Annotated in this window: 18 protein-coding genes; 16 read left to right on the forward strand and 2 right to left on the reverse strand. The window is 55.7% G+C overall.

All coding sequences use genetic code 11. The features are described from left to right. The first annotated feature begins 101 nt into the window (after positions 1–101). The 9 genes from ABJI08_RS17115 (at position 102) to xylB (ending at position 10840) form a co-directional block, all read left to right on the forward strand. Complete coding sequence (locus ABJI08_RS17115; RefSeq protein ID WP_348403066.1) at positions 102–1013, forward strand: LysR substrate-binding domain-containing protein; 912 nt, start codon at positions 102–104, stop codon at positions 1011–1013. Between the two features lie 257 nt (positions 1014–1270). Next, positions 1271–2332, forward strand: a complete 1062-nt coding sequence (locus ABJI08_RS17120; protein ID WP_348403067.1) for a LacI family DNA-binding transcriptional regulator — start codon at positions 1271–1273, stop codon at positions 2330–2332. Next, positions 2329–3624: a xylose isomerase gene (xylA, locus tag ABJI08_RS17125; RefSeq protein WP_348403068.1), complete on the forward strand. Its 1296-nt coding sequence runs from the start codon at positions 2329–2331 to the stop codon at positions 3622–3624. Before ABJI08_RS17120 ends, xylA begins: the two co-directional genes overlap by 4 nt. Before the next feature lie 19 nt (positions 3625–3643). Next, entirely contained in the window at positions 3644–4699 is a 1056-nt protein-coding gene (locus ABJI08_RS17130; RefSeq protein WP_348403069.1) for a sugar phosphate isomerase/epimerase, read from the forward strand. Beyond that, positions 4699–5835, forward strand: a complete 1137-nt coding sequence (locus ABJI08_RS17135; RefSeq protein ID WP_348403070.1) for a Gfo/Idh/MocA family oxidoreductase — start codon at positions 4699–4701, stop codon at positions 5833–5835. Before ABJI08_RS17130 ends, ABJI08_RS17135 begins: the two co-directional genes overlap by 1 nt. Then, positions 5832–7355 (forward strand): sugar ABC transporter ATP-binding protein, encoded by a 1524-nt coding sequence (locus ABJI08_RS17140; RefSeq protein ID WP_348403071.1) that lies wholly within the window; start codon positions 5832–5834, stop codon positions 7353–7355. Before ABJI08_RS17135 ends, ABJI08_RS17140 begins: the two co-directional genes overlap by 4 nt. Before the next feature lie 11 nt (positions 7356–7366). Next, the gene (locus tag ABJI08_RS17145) at positions 7367–8365 is read left to right on the forward strand and encodes an ABC transporter permease (protein WP_348403072.1); all 999 of its coding nucleotides are present in this window, start codon (positions 7367–7369) and stop codon (positions 8363–8365) included. A gap of 34 nt (positions 8366–8399) precedes the next feature. Further along, on the forward strand, positions 8400–9347 hold the full coding sequence (locus tag ABJI08_RS17150; RefSeq protein WP_348403073.1) for an ABC transporter substrate-binding protein: 948 nt from the start codon (positions 8400–8402) through the stop codon (positions 9345–9347). A gap of 59 nt (positions 9348–9406) precedes the next feature. After that, positions 9407–10840: a xylulokinase gene (gene xylB, locus ABJI08_RS17155; RefSeq protein ID WP_348403074.1), complete on the forward strand. Its 1434-nt coding sequence runs from the start codon at positions 9407–9409 to the stop codon at positions 10838–10840. 48 nt (positions 10841–10888) lie between these two features. Here the strand turns inward: xylB and ABJI08_RS17160 are convergent, their stop codons facing one another. Continuing rightward, positions 10889–11779 carry a peptidoglycan-binding protein gene (locus ABJI08_RS17160; protein WP_348403075.1) on the reverse strand — a complete coding sequence of 297 codons (891 nt, stop codon included), beginning with the start codon at positions 11777–11779 and terminating at the stop codon, positions 10889–10891. Between the two features lie 190 nt (positions 11780–11969). Between ABJI08_RS17160 and ABJI08_RS17165 the strand changes: the two genes are divergently transcribed. The 3 genes from ABJI08_RS17165 (at position 11970) to ABJI08_RS17175 (ending at position 16131) form a co-directional block, all read left to right on the forward strand. Then, the gene (locus ABJI08_RS17165; protein ID WP_348403076.1) at positions 11970–13664 is read left to right on the forward strand and encodes an adenylate/guanylate cyclase domain-containing protein; all 1695 of its coding nucleotides are present in this window, start codon (positions 11970–11972) and stop codon (positions 13662–13664) included. 166 nt (positions 13665–13830) lie between these two features. Beyond that, positions 13831–14958, forward strand: coding sequence for a glycosyltransferase family 2 protein (locus ABJI08_RS17170; RefSeq protein ID WP_348403077.1), 1128 nt, complete (start codon positions 13831–13833; stop codon positions 14956–14958). Then, complete coding sequence (locus tag ABJI08_RS17175; RefSeq protein ID WP_348403078.1) at positions 14959–16131, forward strand: glycosyltransferase family 87 protein; 1173 nt, start codon at positions 14959–14961, stop codon at positions 16129–16131. A 49-nt stretch (positions 16132–16180) separates the two neighbouring features. Here ABJI08_RS17175 and iolB read toward each other — a convergent pair whose 3' ends face one another. Further along, positions 16181–16987, reverse strand: a complete 807-nt coding sequence (iolB, locus tag ABJI08_RS17180; RefSeq protein WP_348403079.1) for a 5-deoxy-glucuronate isomerase — start codon at positions 16985–16987, stop codon at positions 16181–16183. Between the two features lie 177 nt (positions 16988–17164). On the opposite strand from iolB, the gene ABJI08_RS17185 reads away from it, so the two are divergent. The 4 genes from ABJI08_RS17185 (at position 17165) to ABJI08_RS17200 (ending at position 20272) form a co-directional block, all read left to right on the forward strand. Beyond that, entirely contained in the window at positions 17165–17638 is a 474-nt protein-coding gene (locus ABJI08_RS17185; RefSeq protein WP_348403080.1) for an NUDIX hydrolase, read from the forward strand. An 87-nt stretch (positions 17639–17725) separates the two neighbouring features. Continuing rightward, positions 17726–18178, forward strand: a complete 453-nt coding sequence (locus tag ABJI08_RS17190) for a DUF1178 family protein (protein ID WP_348403081.1) — start codon at positions 17726–17728, stop codon at positions 18176–18178. A gap of 13 nt (positions 18179–18191) precedes the next feature. Beyond that, on the forward strand, positions 18192–18836 hold the full coding sequence (locus ABJI08_RS17195) for an SDR family NAD(P)-dependent oxidoreductase (RefSeq protein WP_348403082.1): 645 nt from the start codon (positions 18192–18194) through the stop codon (positions 18834–18836). 143 nt (positions 18837–18979) lie between these two features. After that, positions 18980–20272, forward strand: coding sequence for an O-acetylhomoserine aminocarboxypropyltransferase/cysteine synthase family protein (locus ABJI08_RS17200; RefSeq protein ID WP_348403083.1), 1293 nt, complete (start codon positions 18980–18982; stop codon positions 20270–20272). The last annotated feature ends 38 nt before the right edge of the window (positions 20273–20310 follow it).

Raw genomic sequence — 20310 nt, forward strand, 5'->3', positions numbered from 1 at the left:
ATTGGGGATGATGAGAGCATTGTAAATTTCAAATTTGGATTGCAGTGATACAATAAATGTATCAATAAGAATTTCGAAACATCCTTTAAGGAATTAGCAACATGGCCCTGGGTCAGTTCGAGTACTTTCAAATGCGTTGCTTTGTCGCTGTGGCTGAAGAGCTGAGTTTTCGGCGCGCTGCAGACCGGTTGAACATGACACAACCGCCCCTGTCGCGTCAGATCAGAATTCTTGAGGAGCGCGTTAACCTGACCCTTCTTGAGCGCACAAACAGACATGTTCGCCTGACGTCTGCAGGCGAAAGCTTTTACCACAGTGCAATCGATATTATCCAACGATCCGAACACGCTATCCTGAACGCGCGTCAGGCTGAACGCGGAGAGTACGGAAATGTTTCGATTGGATTCGTGCCATCGGCGGCGATGAAATTTGTACCACTGATTGCGAAGCGAATGAAGGAAACCATGCCGAATGTCGGCCTCACTCCGATCGAAATGATGGGATACGAAGTCGTCGAGGCGCAACGCTCAGGAAGAATCGATTTGGGCTTGACCAGAATGGAACAGCCGCGAGGCGAAATTCAGCGATTTAAGGCCGTGAGCGAACCTTTCGTTGTTGCGATTCCCAAAGACCACCATCTTGCGCAAAAAGTCGATTTGTCGATTACAGACTTTGACAATCAGCCATACGTGTCATTCACAAAGGACCGTGGCGGCTTTCTTATGGAAACGCTGGGCGCGCTATTTGCTGGCTGTGGAATCATGCCCGATACGAAAATCGAGGCCAGCCAGACGCACGCTGTCATCAGCATGGTCAATCACAGTCTCGGTTTTGCGATTGTGCCCAGATCTGTGCGCGTCATGCAGCTGGAAAACATCGTATTTCGAGATCTTGAACTGCCAAAACAATTTCGATCCGACATGTATCTGGTTTCGCGATCAGGACAAGAATCAGCCGTACGAGATCGCGTAAAAGACTTGATTATTGATGTCCTCAAACCTTACCGGGATTAAATTTGGGAAAGACGCTTTTCAACTAGATCCGTTTGACAAGGCGCCGATATCGCTCGCACCCCCTGTCGTTTAAGATCAGGCTTGGCTGCTAATAAAACCCAACAACTGTGCCATTCAAGAACAGAGCAGAGACTTCTATCAGAACATCTCACAGTCACTCTGACATACGTCTATCATTTTATGATTGACGTATATCATTTTGCGCTCTACCAATGTCGTCATGCTAGCGAATTTTGGTTCGCTGCCTGGGAGGAAATATGGATAGCCCTACTTTAAGCGATGTAGCGCGCGCCGCTGGTGTCAGCTATGCGACCGCCGACCGCGTGATTAACAAGCGCGGAAATGTTGCAGAGAAATCTATGCGCAAAGTCCAGGAGGCGGTCGCGTCGCTGGGCTATGTGCGCAACGTGGCAGCCGCAAATTTGTCGCGTGGCCGCACTTACCGACTGGCCTTCCTGATCCCGGCAGGCTCAAACGCATTTTTCAACCGTATGCGACAACATCTGAGTGCAACGGCCCAACATTTTGCTTCGGACCGAGTCAGTGTTGAGATCATTGAAATCGCCGCATTTGCCATCAGTGGCTTACATGACAGCCTTGTTTCCTTAGTAGACGAAAACTTCGACGGCGCGGCCATCGTCGGACTTCAAGGTGGCGCGTTGGAAGCGCCACTGAAACAGTTGCGCGACAAGGGAATTGCAATAATCGGCTTGGTGTCTGATCTGCCCGAAGAGTATCGCTCTGCCTATATCGGCATTGACAACACCGTCGCAGGACGCACCGCAGCCCGTTTGATAGGCATGTCTCATGCGGGCAGAAAAGGGCTGGTGCAAACCTTTGCCGGGTCTTTGGATGCACAGGACCACGACGAACGCCTCGCCGGGTTTCGCGAAGTCATAGACGCCGATTATCCACAAATTGACCTGCTGGAAACTGTGATGACAAAGGACGATGCCGCGATCGTTCGAGCACAAACAGAAACCCAGCTTGAGGTCCAATCCGAACTGACCGCCATCTACAATGTTGGCGCAGGCAACAGTGGCCTGATCGCCGCCCTGCACCACAGGCAGCAATTCAAACCGTTCTGCGTTGTGCACGAGCTGGTTCCGCATACGCGGCGCGCCTTGCTGGAGGGCCACGTTGATCTGGTGATCGATCAAAGACCCGATGTTGAAATCAACCGGGCATTTGCCGTTTTGCGATCCCTGATCGACCAACAACCCTTGCCCCCCCTACCCGATTTAGTGCCCACAATTTACGTCCGGGACAACCTCCCAGCTGACACCACAGATTCTACGATGAAAGACCAAAACCCATGACCGATTTTTTTGATAGCATCGCACCACTCAAATTCGATCCCGACAGCAGCGACATCGCTTTTCGCCATTATAACCCTGACGAAGTTATCATGGGCAAACGCATGGAAGACCATCTTCGTTTCGCCGTAGCCTATTGGCATTCTTTTGCATGGCCCGGAGGCGACCCGTTTGGCGCGCAGACATTCGAACGCCCGTGGTTCGGGGACACCATGGATCTGGCGCGGCTCAAAACTGATGTTGCCTTTGAAATGTTCGAATTGCTGAACGTCCCCTTCTTTTGCTGGCATGATGCAGACATCCGCCCCGAAGGTGACAGCTTTTCTGAAAGCCTGCGCAACTTTGAAGACATCGTCGACTACATCGGCACCAAATCGGAAACCTCTAAGGCCAAGCTTCTTTGGGGGACCGCCAATATGTTCAGCCACCGCCGGTTCATGTCCGGCGCAGCGACAAACCCTGATCCGGATGTGTTTGCTTGGTCGGCAGCAACTGTCAAAGCCTGCATGGATGCAACGCACAAACTTGGCGGGCAAAATTATGTGCTTTGGGGCGGACGCGAAGGGTATGAGACCCTGCTGAACACTGACCTGAAACGGGAACGCCAACAGGCCGGGCGCTTTTTGCAGATGGCCGTCGAATACAAGCACAAGATTGGCTTTAAGGGCGCGATTTTGGTCGAACCCAAGCCACAAGAACCGTCAAAGCATCAATATGATTATGACGTTGCTACGGTCTATGGCTTCCTAAAGGATTTTGGACTGGAAAACGAAGTCCAGATGAACCTCGAACAAGGGCACGCCATTCTTGCTGGCCATTCTTTCGAACACGAACTGGCACTTGCAGCGTCATTGGGGATTTTCGGCTCCATCGACATGAACCGCAACGATTATCAATCTGGCTGGGACACGGATCAGTTTCCCAACAACACCCCCGAAGTTGCACTGGCCTATTACGAAGTGCTCAAAGCAGGCGGTTTCACAACGGGTGGCACCAATTTTGATGCCAAACTGCGCCGTCAATCGCTCGACCCTGTGGATCTGATCGCGGCCCATGCGGGCGGCATGGATATTTGTGCACGTGGCTTCAAAGCGGCAGCAGCCATGCTGGAGGACGGCACGCTCGAGGCGATGCGCGCCGAGCGTTACGCCGGCTGGGATACTCCATCAGCTCAGTCCATGCTGAACAGCGATCTGGACAGCATCGCAGCGCGGGTTGTGAGGGAAGACATTGACCCCCAGCCACGTTCGGGCCGACAGGAAATACTGGAAAATATCGTCAATCGCTTCGTGTAAGCGGACAAGGAGAAACGCAATGAAAACGATCAAAGGTCCGGCGCTATTCCTGGCGCAGTTTGCAGGCGACGAAGCCCCTTTTGACAGCTGGGACGGCATCACCAAATGGGCAGCCGATTGCGGCTACAAAGGTGTTCAGGTGCCAAGCTGGGACGGTCGTCTGATTGACTTGGCCAAGGCAGCCGAAAGCAAGGACTATTGCGACACGTTCAAAGGAGTAGCTGCGGAAAACGGCGTCGAAGTCACCGAGCTTTCAACCCATCTGCAAGGTCAGCTTGTGGCAGTTCACCCCGCTTATGACGCTGCATTTGACGGGTTCGCAGCCCCCGAAGTACGCGGCAACCCCAAAGCGCGTCAGGCCTGGGCCGTGGATCAGGTCAAGAAAGCCATTTCCGCATCGCGCAACATGGGCATCACGGCACATGCGACGTTTTCCGGTGCGCTGGCCTGGCCGTACCTTTATCCTTGGCCACAACGCCCTGCCGGGCTGGTCGAAACTGCGTTTGACGAACTGGCCGCCCGTTGGTTGCCACTGTTGAACCATGCCGAGGAATGCGGCGTCGACGTTTGTTATGAAATTCACCCCGGCGAAGATCTGCATGACGGGATCACCTTCGAAATGTTCCTTGAACGCACCGGCAATCACGCGCGGGCGAACATGTTGTATGACCCCTCGCACTATGTACTGCAATGCCTTGATTACCTTGACAACATCGACATCTACAAGGACCGCATCCGCATGTTCCACGTCAAGGACGCGGAATTCAATCCAACCGGACGTCAGGGCGTCTATTCCGGCTATCAGGGCTGGACAGACCGCGCCGGACGGTTCCGCAGCCTTGGCGATGGTCAGGTCGATTTCGGTGCAATCTTCTCCAAAATGGCCGCCAATGACTTTGATGGCTGGGCGGTTGTCGAATGGGAATGCTGCCTGAAACATCCCGAAGACGGCGCCCGCGAAGGCGCACAATTTGTTTCGGACCACATCATTCGTGTCACGGAAAAAGCGTTCGATGATTTCGCCGATGGCGGCACAGATGAAGCGGCAAATCGCAAAATGCTGGGGATAGAGTGATGGCACGTATTCGACTGGGAATGGTGGGCGGCGGCAATGACGCTTTTATCGGCGGCGTGCACCGGATTGCGGCGCGCATTGATGATCGCTTTGAGCTTGTGGCCGGGGCGTTGTCCTCTACGCCAGAAAAATCCGCCGCCAGCGCAAAGGCGCTTGGCATTGCGCGCTCTTATGGCAGCTTTACTGAAATGGCCAAGGCAGAAGCCACGCGCGAAGATGGCATTGAAGCCGTCGCAATCGTCACCCCAAATCATGTGCACGCAGCCGCAGCACAAGCATTTCTGGAACAAGGCATCCATGTCATCTGTGACAAGCCGCTGACCTCTACGATGGAAGACGCGCACGCACTTGAAAAAGCTGTCGCAGACAGCGCGTCACTGTTTGTACTGACCCACAATTACACCGGCTACCCGATGATCCGGCAGGCCCGCGCAATGGTGGCATCTGGTGAATTGGGGGCGATCCGCATTGTTCACGCCGAATATCCGCAGGATTGGCTGACATCCCCGATGGAGAACGAAGGCCTTAAACAAGCTGAATGGCGCACCGACCCGGCACGGTCCGGCGCGGGCGGCTCGGTGGGCGATATCGGCACCCACGCACACAATCTTGCCTGCTTTGTCAGCGGTCTCAATGTCGAATGCCTGGCCGCCGATCTGCAATGCTGGGGCGCCGGTCGCGCTCTGGACGACAACGCGCACGTCATGCTGCGCTTTGAGGGCGGTGCGCGCGGAATGCTCTGGTCAAGCCAGGTAGCTCCGGGCAATGAAAACGCCCTCAAGCTGCGCATCTACGGCGAAAAAGGCGGGTTGGAATGGGCACAGGAAGATCCCAACTATCTGTGGCACACGCCACATGGCGAACCCAAACGGCTTTTGACCCGCAATGGCGCAGGCGCGACCGAGGCATCCAGCGCCGTCAGCCGCATTCCGGGCGGCCATCCCGAAGGATATCTGGAAGGTTTTGCCACCATCTATAACGAAGCAGCAGACGCAATCCGTGCCGTGCAAGGCGGTACAGACCGCGCCAGTGCAATGGGCCATCTGCCAGATATTTCCTCAGGCATGGCGGGCATGCGGTTCATCAATGCATGTGTCACGTCATCCAGCGAAAACGCCGCCTGGACAAACCTATGACTGGCAGCCCTGCAATCGCTCTGAACAATGTCAGCAAAAGCTTCGGCCCGGTCGAAGTTCTGCACGGCGTTGACCTTGCTTTGCACGCAGGTCAGGTACACGCGTTGATCGGCGAAAACGGGGCTGGCAAGTCAACAACGATGAAAATTCTGGCCGGTTATCAACCCCCTACCACGGGTCAGTTGATCGTAGACGGAACTCCAACCGCCTTTCACAGCCTGCATGATGGCGAACTGGCGGGCGTGGTGATGATCCATCAGGAGTTCAACCTCGCTGAACAGCTGACCGTCGAACAAAACGTCTTTTTGGGACGTGAACTGAAACGCGGTGTCTTGCTGGACAAGGCCGAAATGCGCCGACGCACCCGCGACTATCTGGCCCGCGTGCAATGCGATGTTTCGCCGGACACAATGGTGTCAAAACTGTCCAATTCAGACAAACAGATGGTCGAGATTGCCAAGGCGCTGTCCCGGGACGCAAACGTGCTGATCATGGACGAACCAACAGCCGTCCTGACCAGCCGTGAAACCGAGGTGTTGTTCACCCAGGTGCGCATTTTGCGCGACGCAGGCACAGCCGTGCTGTTCACCTCGCACAAGCTGGACGAAGTTGCCGCCATTTCGGACCATGTCACGGTGATGCGCGACGGCAATGTGGTGCATTCCGGCCCCACGCGCGACATCAACGAAGACTCAATGGCCACGGCAATGGTCGGGCGCGACGTGTCTGACCTCTACCCTGTGAAACCCGGCCTGCCTGTGGATGCGCCGATTGTGATGCAGGTCAAGGGTCTGAGCGTGCCCGGGTTTGCGACAGACGTTTCTTTCAATTTGCGGCAGGGCGAAATCCTTGGGATCGGTGGGCTGATCGGCGCGGGTCGCACCGAAGTTATGGAAGGTCTGGCAGGTTTGCGCCCCGCAACCTCAGATACTGTGACGCTGTTTGACAAGCCTGCTCAGTTTCGCAGCCCCGGCGGAGCACAACGGGCGGGCCTGTGTTATCTCACTGAAGACAGAAAGCTGCGCGGCCTGCTGTTAGAACGCGGAATGCGCGAAAATCTGACGCTGCAAAACCTGCATAAATTCGGCCGCCTGCTCATCGACAAAGCCGCAGAGGAAAAGGCGCTGACCAAGGCGATTTCCGAATTTGATATTCGAACCGGCACACGCGAAATTGCGGTTGGCAACATGTCAGGCGGAAACCAACAAAAACTGCTTTTGGCAAAAGTGATGCTGTCGGAGCCCCGCGTTCTGATCGTCGACGAACCCACCCGGGGCATCGACATCGGCACCAAACAGCAAATCTATGCATTTTTGCGCAAGCTCGCTGATGCAGGCCATTCCATCATCATGATCACATCTGAAATGCCCGAACTGATCGGATTGTCGGACCGCGTGGTCGTGATGCGGTTGGGCCAGATTGGCGGCACGCTCGGCCCCGATGAGATGTCCGAAGACGCCATTGTCCGTTTGTCCATGGGACTAAACCGAAAAACAAATTCCATCCCCGAGATGGCATGAGGACCCAAGTAATGACAGATGTAACACACGCCCCAAGTTCTGCGCGCACCCTGCCCTCTATGTCGGTTCTCGGCCCGATCCTCGCTCTGATCGTTCTGGTCCTGATCGGGACCATGATGAACTCGAACTTCCTCAGTGCTGCCAACATCACCAACGTTTTGGCGCGGTCCGCATTTATCGGCATCATCGCAGTGGGCATGACATTTGTCATAACCGCAGGCGGTTTGGATTTGTCTGTCGGCTCTATGGCGGCCTTTATTGCCGGGCTGATGATTTTGGTGATGAATGCAGCCTTGCCCACCTTGGGCGTAGGCATACCCATCATTCTGTTGGGCATGGTTGTGGCCATTGTCGCCGGGATGTGTGCCGGGCTTTTAAACGGGTTTCTGATCACAACTCTTGGGATCGAAGCCTTTATCGTAACGCTTGGGTCCATGGGCATCTACCGCTCGCTGGTGACATGGTTGGCCGACGGCGGAACGCTGTCGCTGGATTTCGGTCTGCGCACCTTTTATCGCCCCGTCTATTTCGACGGTATTCTGGGCATAAGCTGGCCAATTATCGTCTTTGCGCTGGTTGTCATTATTGGTGAAATTGTGATGTCCCGCTCGGTCTTTGGACGCCATTGCGCCGCGACCGGGTCAAGCGAACACGTCGCGCATTACTCAAATGTTGACGTCAAACGCACACGTCTGATTTCTTATGCCGCTTTGGGAATACTGGTCGGCATCGCAACCATCATGTACGTACCGCGCCTTGGGTCGGCATCTGCCTCAACAGGCGTTCTGTGGGAACTCGAAGCGATTGCTGCTGTGATCATTGGCGGCACCGTCCTCAAGGGCGGGTTCGGCCGTGTCTGGGGCACCGTGATCGGTGTTTTGATCCTCAGCCTGATCGGCAACATTCTGAATCTGACCGACTTTGTATCCCCCTACCTGAACGGGGCAATTCAGGGCGTCATTATCATTCTCGCTGTGATCTTACAGCGTGAACGCAAAGCGGCCGACTAGGCCGTAAAAACCAGGCTTCATGGGAGGAAGCACTATGAAACACACTAAAACATTTATTGCAGCTGCGCTTGCAACTGCCGTTGGATCAGCCGCCTTTGCTGACGATGTCAAGGTCATTGGCGTCTCAATTCCTGCGGCAACGCACGGTTGGGCCGGGGGTATGAATTTCCATGCCAAAGAAACCGTTGAGCGTTTGGAGGAAGTTTATCCGGGCCTCGATTTTGTTCTGGCCACGGCGTCTGATCCTGGAAAACAGGTCAATGACATCGAAGACATGGTCGCGACACGCAATATCGACGCACTGGTTGTGCTGCCGTTTGAATCCGATCCTCTGACCCCACCGGTTCAGGCCGTTGCGCAAAGCGGTGCCTGGGTGACGGTTGTTGACCGTGGCTTGTCTGTACCGGGTATCGAAGACCTTTATGTCGCCGGCGACAACAGCGGCTTTGGCAAAGTATCCGGTGAATACATGGTATCCAAAATGCCAGACGGCGGCGATATCGTTGTGTTCCGGGGTATTCCCACCACCATCGACAATGAACGCGTTGATGCGTTCACCGCCGCCATCGACGGATCTGGCATCAATGTTCTGGACATGGAGCACGGCAACTGGAACCGTGATGACAGCTTTACAGTCATGCAGGATTTCCTGTCTAAATATCAAAATATTGACGCCGTCTGGGCCTCAGATGACGACATGGCGATCGGTGTTCTTGCCGCAATCGAAGCTGCGGGTCGCAGCGACGTGCAATTCGTCCTTGGTGGCGCAGGCATGAAAGAGATGATCAAGCGGACAGCCGATGGTGATCCAATGATGCCCGCAAACGTCACCTATCCACCTTCGATGATCGCAACGGCCATAGAACTGACAGCGGTTGGCATGACCTCAAACGCACCGGTTTCCGGGTCGTTTGTCATCGGTTCCGTCCTGGTGACACCCGAAAACGCGATGGATTTCTACTTTCCTGACAGCCCATTCTAGGGCTAATTTGGGTCATCGGCGCGCGCTGATGACCCCTTTCACTTCCTAAAGGACGACCAATGTATCTTGGACTGGATTTGGGCACTTCAGGTGTCAAAGCGCTTTTGGTAGACGCCTCGCAGACGGAAATTGCTGTGGGACATGGCCCTTTGACCGTCCAGCGTCCACATCCATTGTGGAGCGAGCAGGACCCGCTATCTTGGATCAGCGCCTGTGAATCCGCCATCGGACAAGTGCGCGAACAAGCACCCAAAGAATTCGCAGCTTTGCGCGGAATTGCCGTGTCGGGTCAAATGCACGGGGCAACGCTTTTGGACGGGGATGACCGTCCCTTGCGTTCCGCGATCTTGTGGAACGACGGACGTGCCCAGGCGGAATGTGCCGAGTTGGAAGCCCGCGCAGATTTTCGCGGCATTGGCGGTAATATCGTCATGGCCGGGTTCACTGCGCCAAAACTACGTTGGGTCGATAAAAACGAACCCGAGATTTTTGCGAAAACTCGCAAAGTGCTGTTGCCAAAAGATTTTGTGAACCTCTGGCTGACCGGCGAATACGTATCGGAAATGTCAGACGCCGCCGGAACGCTGTGGCTGGACGTCGCAAAGCGCGATTGGTCCGACGCCCTTTTGGCCGCCACCGGACTAACCCGCGATCACATGCCCCGACTGGTCGAGGGCAATCAGGCGGCAGGTACATTACGCGGCGAACTTGCGCAAAGCTGGGGAGTCGGCAACGTCACCGTGGCCGGGGGCGCAGGGGACAATGCGGCAACGGCCTGTGGTCTGGGCATTGTGAAACCCGGCGATGGTTTCCTGTCGCTAGGTACATCCGGAGTTCTGTTTTCCGTAACGGATCGCTTTGCCTCAAACACCGACGGCGCCGTGCACAGTTTTTGCCATGCTGTCCCAAACACCTGGCACCAGATGGGTGTCATACTGTCGGCCACAGACGCGCTGTCGTGGCTGTCCCAGATTACCGGTCAAAAACCCGCTGATCTGGCTGCATTGGTACCGAACAATCCTGCCCAACCGTCGCCGATCACCTTTTTGCCGTACTTGTCTGGTGAACGCACCCCGCATAACGCCCCGGATGCGACCGGCTCTTTTCTGGGCCTGCGCCGCGCGCACGGCTTGCCTGATATGGTGCAGGCCGTTATGCAAGGTGTGGCTTTTGCTTTTGCCGATTGCTGCGCGGCACTGGACCAATGTGGATCCCTGCCAGACACCGTTTGGGTTGCCGGGGGTGGCAGCCAATCCGAAGCATGGCTTCAGATCATTGCATCCGCAACAGGGCTGACCCTGAAGATACCTCAAAGCGGCGCACAGGGCGCAGCACTGGGGGCCGCGCGATTGGCAATGCTGGCCACGGATGACGCAAATTCGCAAGACGTTCTGAACGTGCCCAAAGCAGAAAAAACCATTCACGCGGCGCAACAAAGCCAGCAACTCTATGCCGGGTGCTACCAGACTTTCAAAGACGCCTGGACCAACTGACAACAGGTTCCGGGCAATCAAAACGTCCCATTCGCAGGGTGTGCTAACTCAGCCCTGCGGACGCCAAACATCCGGGATATCCAACCCGGAAGCCTGGTTTTCCAAAGCATCAATATAAGCCGACATTTTATGGTTCATTCCAAACTTCCGAGACTTGTGGATCAACGTACGAGACGAACCAATCCTGTCAAACCCGCTCGGCAGCCTGCAAACCACATCGTCCTTGCGGCAAATCGACAAAGACAGATTCCTGAACTGAGCAGATTGTGACGATTTCAGAATACGCGGCGCAGCAAATCCGATCGAGGGCGCAAGCCATATGGTCGACAAAAACTGAGCAGACGCCGCCCCCAGAGAGTGCCCAATAATCAGCTTTGGCCAGTTGGCTTTGTTTGGCCCAATCCACGTTCCAATATGATTGGCATGCGCAAAGAACCCCTGATGCCAGATATTTCCGTCACTGTCTGTCGTCGTTTTCCCCTTTTCGCCTGATTTAAACCTCAGACGCGGCACACCGATATTCAACAGCCGAAAATTGAACTTTGCATAATCCCAAACCGAATTACTGCCCGGCACCAACAGGCACCGATTGCTCAGCATATAGGCCTCTACCCCTTTGACCGGGCACTGGCTCTCTATCTGAATATTAAACTTCTCTTTCAGGGTTTTATTTACGCTGCTCAGCCCCTTTTTCTTAACCTTGTAAGAAAGGTCTGCCAGCTCGGCAGCTGTCGTGATGGAATGGTCCAATAACGGTTCAAACTGTGCCAGCGCGCTGCGCGTCATGCGCCCGACAACCCCGTCTTCGACCAATCCCGCCACCTTTTGGAACGCCTTAACCGCACGTTTTGTGACGGCCCCGGGGATACCATCAATGGCTCCCAAATAATGGCCCATTTTTTTTAATTGCGTCTGAACTTGGCGCCAGTCTGGCTGCATCGCGACAGGCTCCCTTTAATCAATTGAATTTACGGAGCTTATCCGAGTTTGACGTTTTTTTCAACAAAACCGATCTCGCTAGTCCCGCACGCGCAAAGACCTGCACCGCATCAATTCTCTTGTGGAATGGTGACAACCGGGCCAGAGTTGACCAAGCGGACAGAAATTAACACTTGTAGGGAGATCGTTGATGCGACGTAGTCTTGCTGCAGTTTTGGCGGCAGATGTAGCTGGCTATTCCGAGTTACTGGGCGAAGACACCGAAGGCACTCTGGCTGCCCTGCGGCGCCTGAGATCCGAGGTTTTCGGCCCAACTGTTGCGTCGCGGCGTGGCAGAGTTGTCAAAAGCATGGGCGATGGCTGGATTGTGCTGTTTGGCGCAGCCTCTGACGCGGCCACATGCGCTCTGCAAATTCAGGATATGATTGCCAAAGACGGCATGCTTCCCCTTGCATCGCAATCCCTGCCGATGATGAAGCTCAGACTGGGGCTGCATCTGGGCGACGTCATTGAAGAAGAAGAGGACGTTTTTGGGGATGGCGTAAATGTTGCCGCGCGTCTTGAAAAAATTGCAGCTCCGGGCAGCATTGCTATTTCAGATGCCGTATTCGGGAGCCTCGACGGCACGCTCAGACCTTCGTTTGATGATGCTGGCGAACATGATCTCAAAAATATCTCCAAACCCGTCCGCGTCTGGACGCGTGGCTCCATTCCGGGGCAAAAACTGACCGGTAAAAACGCCACCCAGCGCCCCCACATCGTGATTTGCCCGATTGCAACCTCTGACCCGCGCGACGAGGTCAAAGAGCTTTCAGAGGCTTTGACCGGCGACCTGATGACCTATCTAGGGGCCACGCATTGGCTTTCAGTCACCGCTCAGAAGACCCGGAATAATGCCTATGTTCTGTCGGGTCGCATTCGCGCCAGCGGCGGTCGCTTGAGACTCGAAATCAAATACACTGACCCGGAGTCTGGTGAGTTGTGGTCCACCAAGATCGACGGCGATCTTGCAAACGCATTCGACTGGCAGGATGAAACAGCGGAAACTCTTGTCAGCCAGATCATGACGGCAACCTTTGACAATGAACGCCGCCAGCTTGACAAGATCGCCATCGCGGACATGACGGCCAACCAATGCGAATTGCGCGGTCAGATCGCCATCGACCGGCTGGACCCCGAGGCCTTCGCCTCTGCGCTGAAATATTCCAGCGCGGCAATCGACAAGGACCCCACGCAGCCACACCCTTTTGCGCTCGCGCTGGTGTCATACCTGTCTGCAACGGCCATGGGATATGATGAAATCACGCAGGAATATGCCAAGTCGATCCCGGCCTGGTGCGCCGCCGCCCAACCGCTTGTGGGAAACCATTCTTTGTTGCGACTGGCGCTGGGTGTCACCACATATTCGCAAGTCCGCGAACCCGCCGCGCTCAGGGCAGTTGTCGAATATGCACTACGTCAATCCTCGTCCGATTTCATAACTCTGGCGCTCAGTGGGTGGTCATACACATGGATCGGTGATCACGCCGACGCCATTGACTGCTTTCAAAAGGCATCATTGCTTGGCGGAAGAAGCCCGTGGGCACTGTCCATTATTGGGGGCCTTGCCATGGCCACGCTGCAATCCGGCGACTACGAGAATGCGATATTGATCGCCCGGGACGGTCTGAATATCAACCACGGATATGCGACGCTCTACCGCGTTCTGGCAGCCGCTCATGCCCACCTCGGTCAAAGCGCAGAGGCCTCTCAGGCGGTTGAAACAGCCCTCAGATTGCAACCCGGTGATACGATTGCGGTCATTCAGGCCCGCAATGTCTTTGCGTTGTCGGGCGACCAGAACCGCTACATTACCGGCCTGCACATGGCGGGTATGAAAGCCTGAGACGCTCCAATTAACTTGCTCTTGCCCGTGCACAGGATATGTAGCGCGCAAAGGGTTCAGACGTCGTCTTGCCAATGGCACCCAATTTGGTTGTGAATTAGAATTTGTCACATTCTCCGGGGTCGCGCTGGTCGGCTTTGAGCTGGAATTATGGAGCAGTCATACCGTGCAGGCGTCCCCTTCAGACCTGATGGCAAAAGCCACGATGTCCCGCCCTGACCTTGCGGTTATTGTGCCAACGTTCAACGAGCGCGAGAACGTCGCCACGCTGGCTCAAAAAGTAGACGACGCCCTGCAAGACATCCCTTACGAACTTATTTTTGTGGATGATTCCAGCCCGGATGGCACATCCGATGCGGTCCGCGCACTTTCGCAAAAAGACGGGCGAATCCGCTGTATCGAACGCATCGGCCGACGTGGCCTGTCCACCGCCGTTATCGAAGGGATACTCTCCACCTCTGCTCCGTTTGCTGCAGTGATTGACGGGGATATGCAGCATGACGAAACCCAGTTGACCGGAATGCTCTCGATTCTCAAATCAGACCGTGCGGACGTTGTTGTCGGCTCGCGATATGCCCAGGGCGGCGGTTTGGGCAATTGGGACCAGGACCGCGCGCGCATGTCAGGTATTGCAACCAAACTGTCCAAACAGATCACCAAAGTCGACCTGTCCGACCCCATGAGCGGGTTTTTCATGCTCAACACGTCGCAATTTCGCACGCGTGCGGCGGACTTGTCCGGCGTCGGGTTCAAAATACTGCTCGACTATCTCGCCACCCCCGGCGAAAAGCTCAGGGTCGCAGAAGTTCCGTTCGAATTTCGCACCCGCGCCTTCGGGAAAAGCAAGCTCGACAACAAGGTCTTGCTGGAATTCCTTGAACTGCTGATCGCTAAAAGCGTGGGCAAATTTGTTCCGACGAAATTTGTGATGTTCTCGATTGTTGGCGCATTGGGGGTTGTCGTGCACATGCTGGCGCTGACCGTGCTTTTCAAATGGAACGGCGTCGTTTTCGTCAACGCTCAGATCGGTGCGACATTTCTGGCCATGACCGCCAATTTCTTCGTCAATAACTTCTTCACCTACTATGATCGACGATTGCGCGGCTGGTCCATGCTGCGCGGCTGGGCGTCATTCTGTCTTGTGTCCCTTGTGGGCGCGCTGGCCAATATTGGCGTCGCTGTATACCTTTTTGAATCCGCCAGCACGATCTGGTTTGCATCCGCACTTGCCGGAATACTGGTCGGGGCGGCGTGGAACTATGCCGCCTCCGCCCTGCTGACGTGGAACAAATAGATGCCCCGCATGACCCGCCAGCGTGTCTTACTGCTTTATGCGGGCTGCGCTGCCCTTGCTTTGCTGGTCACAGTGCTCAGCGGCATCCGGCACGATTATTTCCCGTATCTGCTCCAGTGGAAAGCAGGTCTGGCCAGCGGCGATCCGTGGATCAGCGAATATAACGGCAATTACATCCCACCAAACGCCTATGGACCGTTGCACGCGCTCTTCGCAAAACTGCTGATTTTTGGCGATTTTGGCCCCAAGATCACGTTCACGCTGATTACACTGACCTGCCCCGCGCTCTTGCTGGTGTCGGCCCCAAAAGACGCACAACAAGACCGGCTGCAACACCTGCAAACCGCCATTCTTCTGCTGGTCTGCACACCCATTGTGTCGATCACCGTTTTTGTCTTTGGCATCAATGACGGCGTGGTTGGGTTTCTTGTGCTTGCCGCCTGTGTCGCCCGATCGCGTGGTTGGCACGCTACCACTGGTATGATCATTGGTCTGGCCGCTCTGCTGAAATTCTACCCCCTGCTCTTTGCGCCGTTTCTGGCTGTCGGATTGCGTGGAAAAATCCGATTTCGGGTGCTGATCTTTGCCGCCATTACGTTTGCTCTGGGGATGTATGCAGCTTATCTTTATTGGGGAGCATCGGTGCTCAATCCCTTGTTGTTTGGATCAAGTCGCGGTGCCAAACATCTGTCGTTCCTGCAGTTTCTGGATTGGAGCAAAGACGTCCTGCATATCGTGGACTTCACGAAAATGCTGATCCGGATCAACTCTTATGTCGTTATTCTGGTCACAGTTGCGATTGCCATTTGGGGCTGGGCCACCCGTCAGACGTGGGACCTCGTTCTGCTGCTGGGCATCATGGCGATCTTTGTGACGTACAAGGTCGGGCATGCACAGTTCTATGTATCATGGATCGTGGTGCACACATGGGTTTTGCTGGCCTCACCCGACGCGCGCGCCGTGGCCGTGGCAAGGGCCTTTGTGCCCGTGGCGGTATTTCTCTCGCTCTATCAGGTGGCCTATCTGATCAGCGGCGTCACCACCGGCTATTACTTTGAAGGTACAATCTGGAGCCTGTTCCGCCACCTGGGCTCACTGGTCATGCTGCCACTGGTGTTCCGGTCCTTGTGGATGTGTCGTCACGACCTGACCTCTCGCCGCAAACGGGCCTGATCAGGCGCCCCCGGTTCTCTGACCAACCAAGCGCGCCTGGAAAAGAATATCAGGCGTCGCGCTCGGCGATCCACTTTACCGGCGGTGCCATTTCAAACCGCCATTTGCGCAAAGGTCCGGCCATAACGTTCAGATAATACATACCAAACCCGTATGGCGCGCCGCAGGGATGGTGACCGCGCGGCACCAAGACAACGTCGCCATCGCTCACAGCCATGGTTTCATCCAGACTGCCGTCATCGGTATAAACGCGCTGAATGCCAAACCCGTCCGCCGGATCAAGCCGGTGGTAATAGGTCTCTTCCAGATAGGTAATCCGGGGATAGTCGTCCTCGTCATGGCGATGGCTGGGATAAGACGACCAGTGGCCCGCAGGCGTAAACACTTCTGTCACCAACAGACTGTCCGCGTAGTCTTCGTTTTCCATCGCGATGTTGTTGATATAGCGCGTGTTGGTGCCCGTCCCGCGCTGGGTCAGCGTAATCCCGTCAGGCCCAATCCGGCGCGCTTCGTGGCCACCGCGCCCCGGCGCAGAACACACCGCAATTGTACAATCTGTTTCAGCCTCGGCCTGCCAGCTTTGATCGTTGGGAACATAAAGACAATGCGGCGCGGTCTTCTCAAAGACCGACATTCTGTCGCCCAATACGCCCCAGTCCGTTCCGGCAGCTCTAAACGCCGCTTTCCCTTCGACCATCACCAGAATAACCTCACGCGCACCGGTAACATCCGCCACCTGTTCGCCTTTTCTCAACCGATAAAGCGAAAACCCGACATAGCGCCAACCGGCCGAAGACGGCGTAATGTCATGCACCTGGCCGTGTGTCCCAAAGGGTTTGCGCAATAACGTACTCATCTGGTTTCCTCTTCGTGCTGGATGCCCAATCCCGGGTTGTGCTAGGCGGGGATTGTGAGACTCGAAATGTTTTATCATCTTGCCATAACAGGTTCACAAATCTGAAGGAATGCTTTGTTATCCCTTCTGAAACTGATAAGATGTACCAAGAGCAGTTGGCAGAAAAGGGGACGCCCGATGGGTTTGCAAAATCCCGCCAATATCGCCGCAATGGTCCGTGCGGCAGGCAAAAAAGGCAAACACCTGCAGTTTGGTGCGCTGGTCTATCGGCTGAACAAAGGCAAAATCGAGGTTCTGCTGGTCACGTCGCGCCGTTCACAACGGTGGATTTTGCCCAAGGGTTGGCCAATCGCAGGCCTGAAACCGCATCAAACCGCGGCTCAGGAAGCTTGGGAAGAAGCCGGAGTGCGTGGTCGCACCAAGAAACACAGTCTCGGCATGTACACCTACACCAAAGACCGCAAAGACTGGCGCGCCGGCTCCTGCTCGGTCCTGCTGTTTCCATTGGAAGTCCGCAAACTGGACAACAAATTCCCGGAACGCGATGAACGTCGGCGCAAATGGCTCAGCCGGAAAAAGGCAGCAGCCCGGATCGAAAACCCCGAGCTGGCACGAATTGTGCGCAAATTTGATCCCCGAACCCTGCCATAGTCCACCTTGAATGCGCCTGCGGGGCCGTCTATCTTTGCAAGACTTAACGTCTGCCGACCATAAATTGGCAATCACACTGGCAGGACCATGATCAGCTACACACTAAAGTGCGAAAACGACCACCGCTTTGACAGCTGGTTTCAGTCGGCCGAGGCTTTTGACAAGCTGAAATCGGCAGGCATGGTGACGTGCGCTGTGTGTGGGGACACAAATGTCGAAAAGGCCATGATGGCACCGCGTGTGCGCCCTGCCCGCCAAACCGCGCCGGCCGAACCGGCTGAACAGCCCCAGGAAGACCGCCCACTTTCCGCGCCTGCGTCCCCTGCCGAACAGGCAATGGCCGAACTGCGCCGCAAGGTCGAAGAGAATTCCGAGAATGTCGGCGATAATTTTGCCTCCGAAGCCCGCGCCATGCACGAGGGCGAGACCGAGGAACGCGCAATTTACGGCTCTGCCAAACTCGAAGACGCCAAGGCTCTGATCGAAGATGGCGTGCCAGTGACACCACTGCCGTTCAATATCGGACGCAAGACCAACTAGGGGACAACCGCCAATGCATATCGTGATCACCGGTGCCAATCGCGGTATTGGACAGGCGCTCGACACCACATTGCGGGCAAAGGGACATCAGGTCACAGGCACATCCCGCAAAGGCGGCGAATTTGAACATCTCGATGTGACCGACCCGGCCAGCCAGGCGGCGCTTGCCAAACAACTCGACACCAGCCCCATCGATTTGTTGGTCTGCAACGCAGGCGTTTATCTGGACAAGCACGAGAACCTTGCCGAAGGCTACGCGCCTGAAATCTGGGCACAAAGCTTTGCAGTCAATGTCACCGGCGTTTTTATGACTGTGCAATCTTTGTTGCCAAACCTGCAATTGTCCGCCGCGCCCAAAATCGCCATTATTTCCTCAACCATGGCGTCGCAGGAACGCGCACCGGGCGGGGCATATATCTATCGCGCGTCCAAGGCGGCAGCCCTTAATCTGGGGCGCAATCTGGCCACCGACCTGCATCACATCGGGATTGCGGTAGGCATCTATCACCCGGGCTGGGTCCGCACCGACATGGGCGGCTCACAAGCGGATATTTCAGTGGACGAGGCCGCGACCGGCCTTGCAGCCCGGTTCGACGCGCTATCGCTCGACACCACCGGGTGTTTTGAAAACTGGGACGGGCGACCACACGCATTTTGATGCGTCACAGATGTCTGTCCATGTTCAGCATTCCGAACCGGTGATACATATTCCAGAAATTGAAACTTTTAACGCGCCCGTTGCACCTTGGTGCACCTGTCCCTAACACTGTTGCCAACAATTTATCAGGGAGGAATTACCAAATGTCTGACGGCCCAACTTACGGCTTTGATACACTTCAAATTCACGCAGGCGCACGCCCCGACCCGGCAACCGGCGCCCGCCAGACTCCGATTTATCAGACCACAGCTTATGTGTTTCGCGACGCTGAACACGCTGCTGCCCTCTTCAACCTGCAGGAAGTCGGTTACATCTACTCCCGCCTGACCAACCCCACGGTGGCTGTGCTTCAGGAACGTATTGCGACCCTTGAAGGCGGCGTTGGTGCCGTGTGTTGTTCCTCCGGCCACGCCGCCCAGATCATGGCACTGTTCCCGCTGATGCAGCCGGGCTGCAACGTGGTGGCCTCGACCCGCCTTTATGGCGGCACGGTGACCCAGTTCAGCCAGACCATCAAACGCTTTGGCTGGACCGCCAAGTTTGTCGATACTGATGATCTGGACGCCGTCAAAGACGCGATCGATGAAAACACCCGCGCCGTGTTCTGCGAATCCATCGCCAACCCGGGTGGTTACGTGTCTGATATCGAGGCTCTGTCTGCAATTTCGGACGCCGCAGGCGTGCCGCTGATCGTTGATAACACGTCCGCCACGCCATACCTGTGCAACCCGATCAGCATGGGCGCCACGCTTGTAGTGCACTCGACCACCAAATACCTCACCGGCAACGGCACCGTCACAGGCGGTTGCATTGTAGATTCGGGCAAATTTGACTGGACCGCGTCGGACAAGTTCCCGTCGCTCAGCATGCCGGAACCAGCATATCATGGGCTGAAATTTGCGGAAACGTTTGGACCGCTCGCCTTTACGTTCCATGGCATCGCCATTGGTCTGCGCGATCTGGGTATGACCATGAACCCACAAGCCGCGCACTACACGCTGATGGGCATCGAAACCCTGTCACTGCGCATGCAGCGCCATGTCGAGAACGCCGAAAAGGTCGCGGGTTGGCTCGAAACCCATGATCTGGTTGACCACGTGACTTACGCCGGGCTGGACTCGTCTCCTTACAAAGAACGCGCCGCGCGGGTTTGCCCCAAAGGTGCCGGTGGTTTGTTCACCGTGGCTCTGAAAGGCGGCTATGATGCCTGTGTAAAGTTTGTCGATAGCCTGGAAATCTTCAGCCACGTCGCCAACCTAGGCGATACGCGATCACTGGTGATCCATTCGGCCTCTACGACTCACCGCCAGCTCACTCCGGAACAACTGGAAGCTGCAGGTGCTGGCCCAAATGTGGTGCGCGTCTCAATTGGCATCGAAGACACCGCTGATCTGATCGGCGATCTGGATCAGGCGCTTACCAAAGCACACGCCTGATCTGAAAACTCGTCACAGAGCGCGTAATGCGCCCTGTG

It is taken from the genome of Shimia sp., from assembly GCF_039969785.1.
Taxonomy (GTDB): Bacteria; Pseudomonadota; Alphaproteobacteria; order Rhodobacterales; family Rhodobacteraceae; genus Shimia.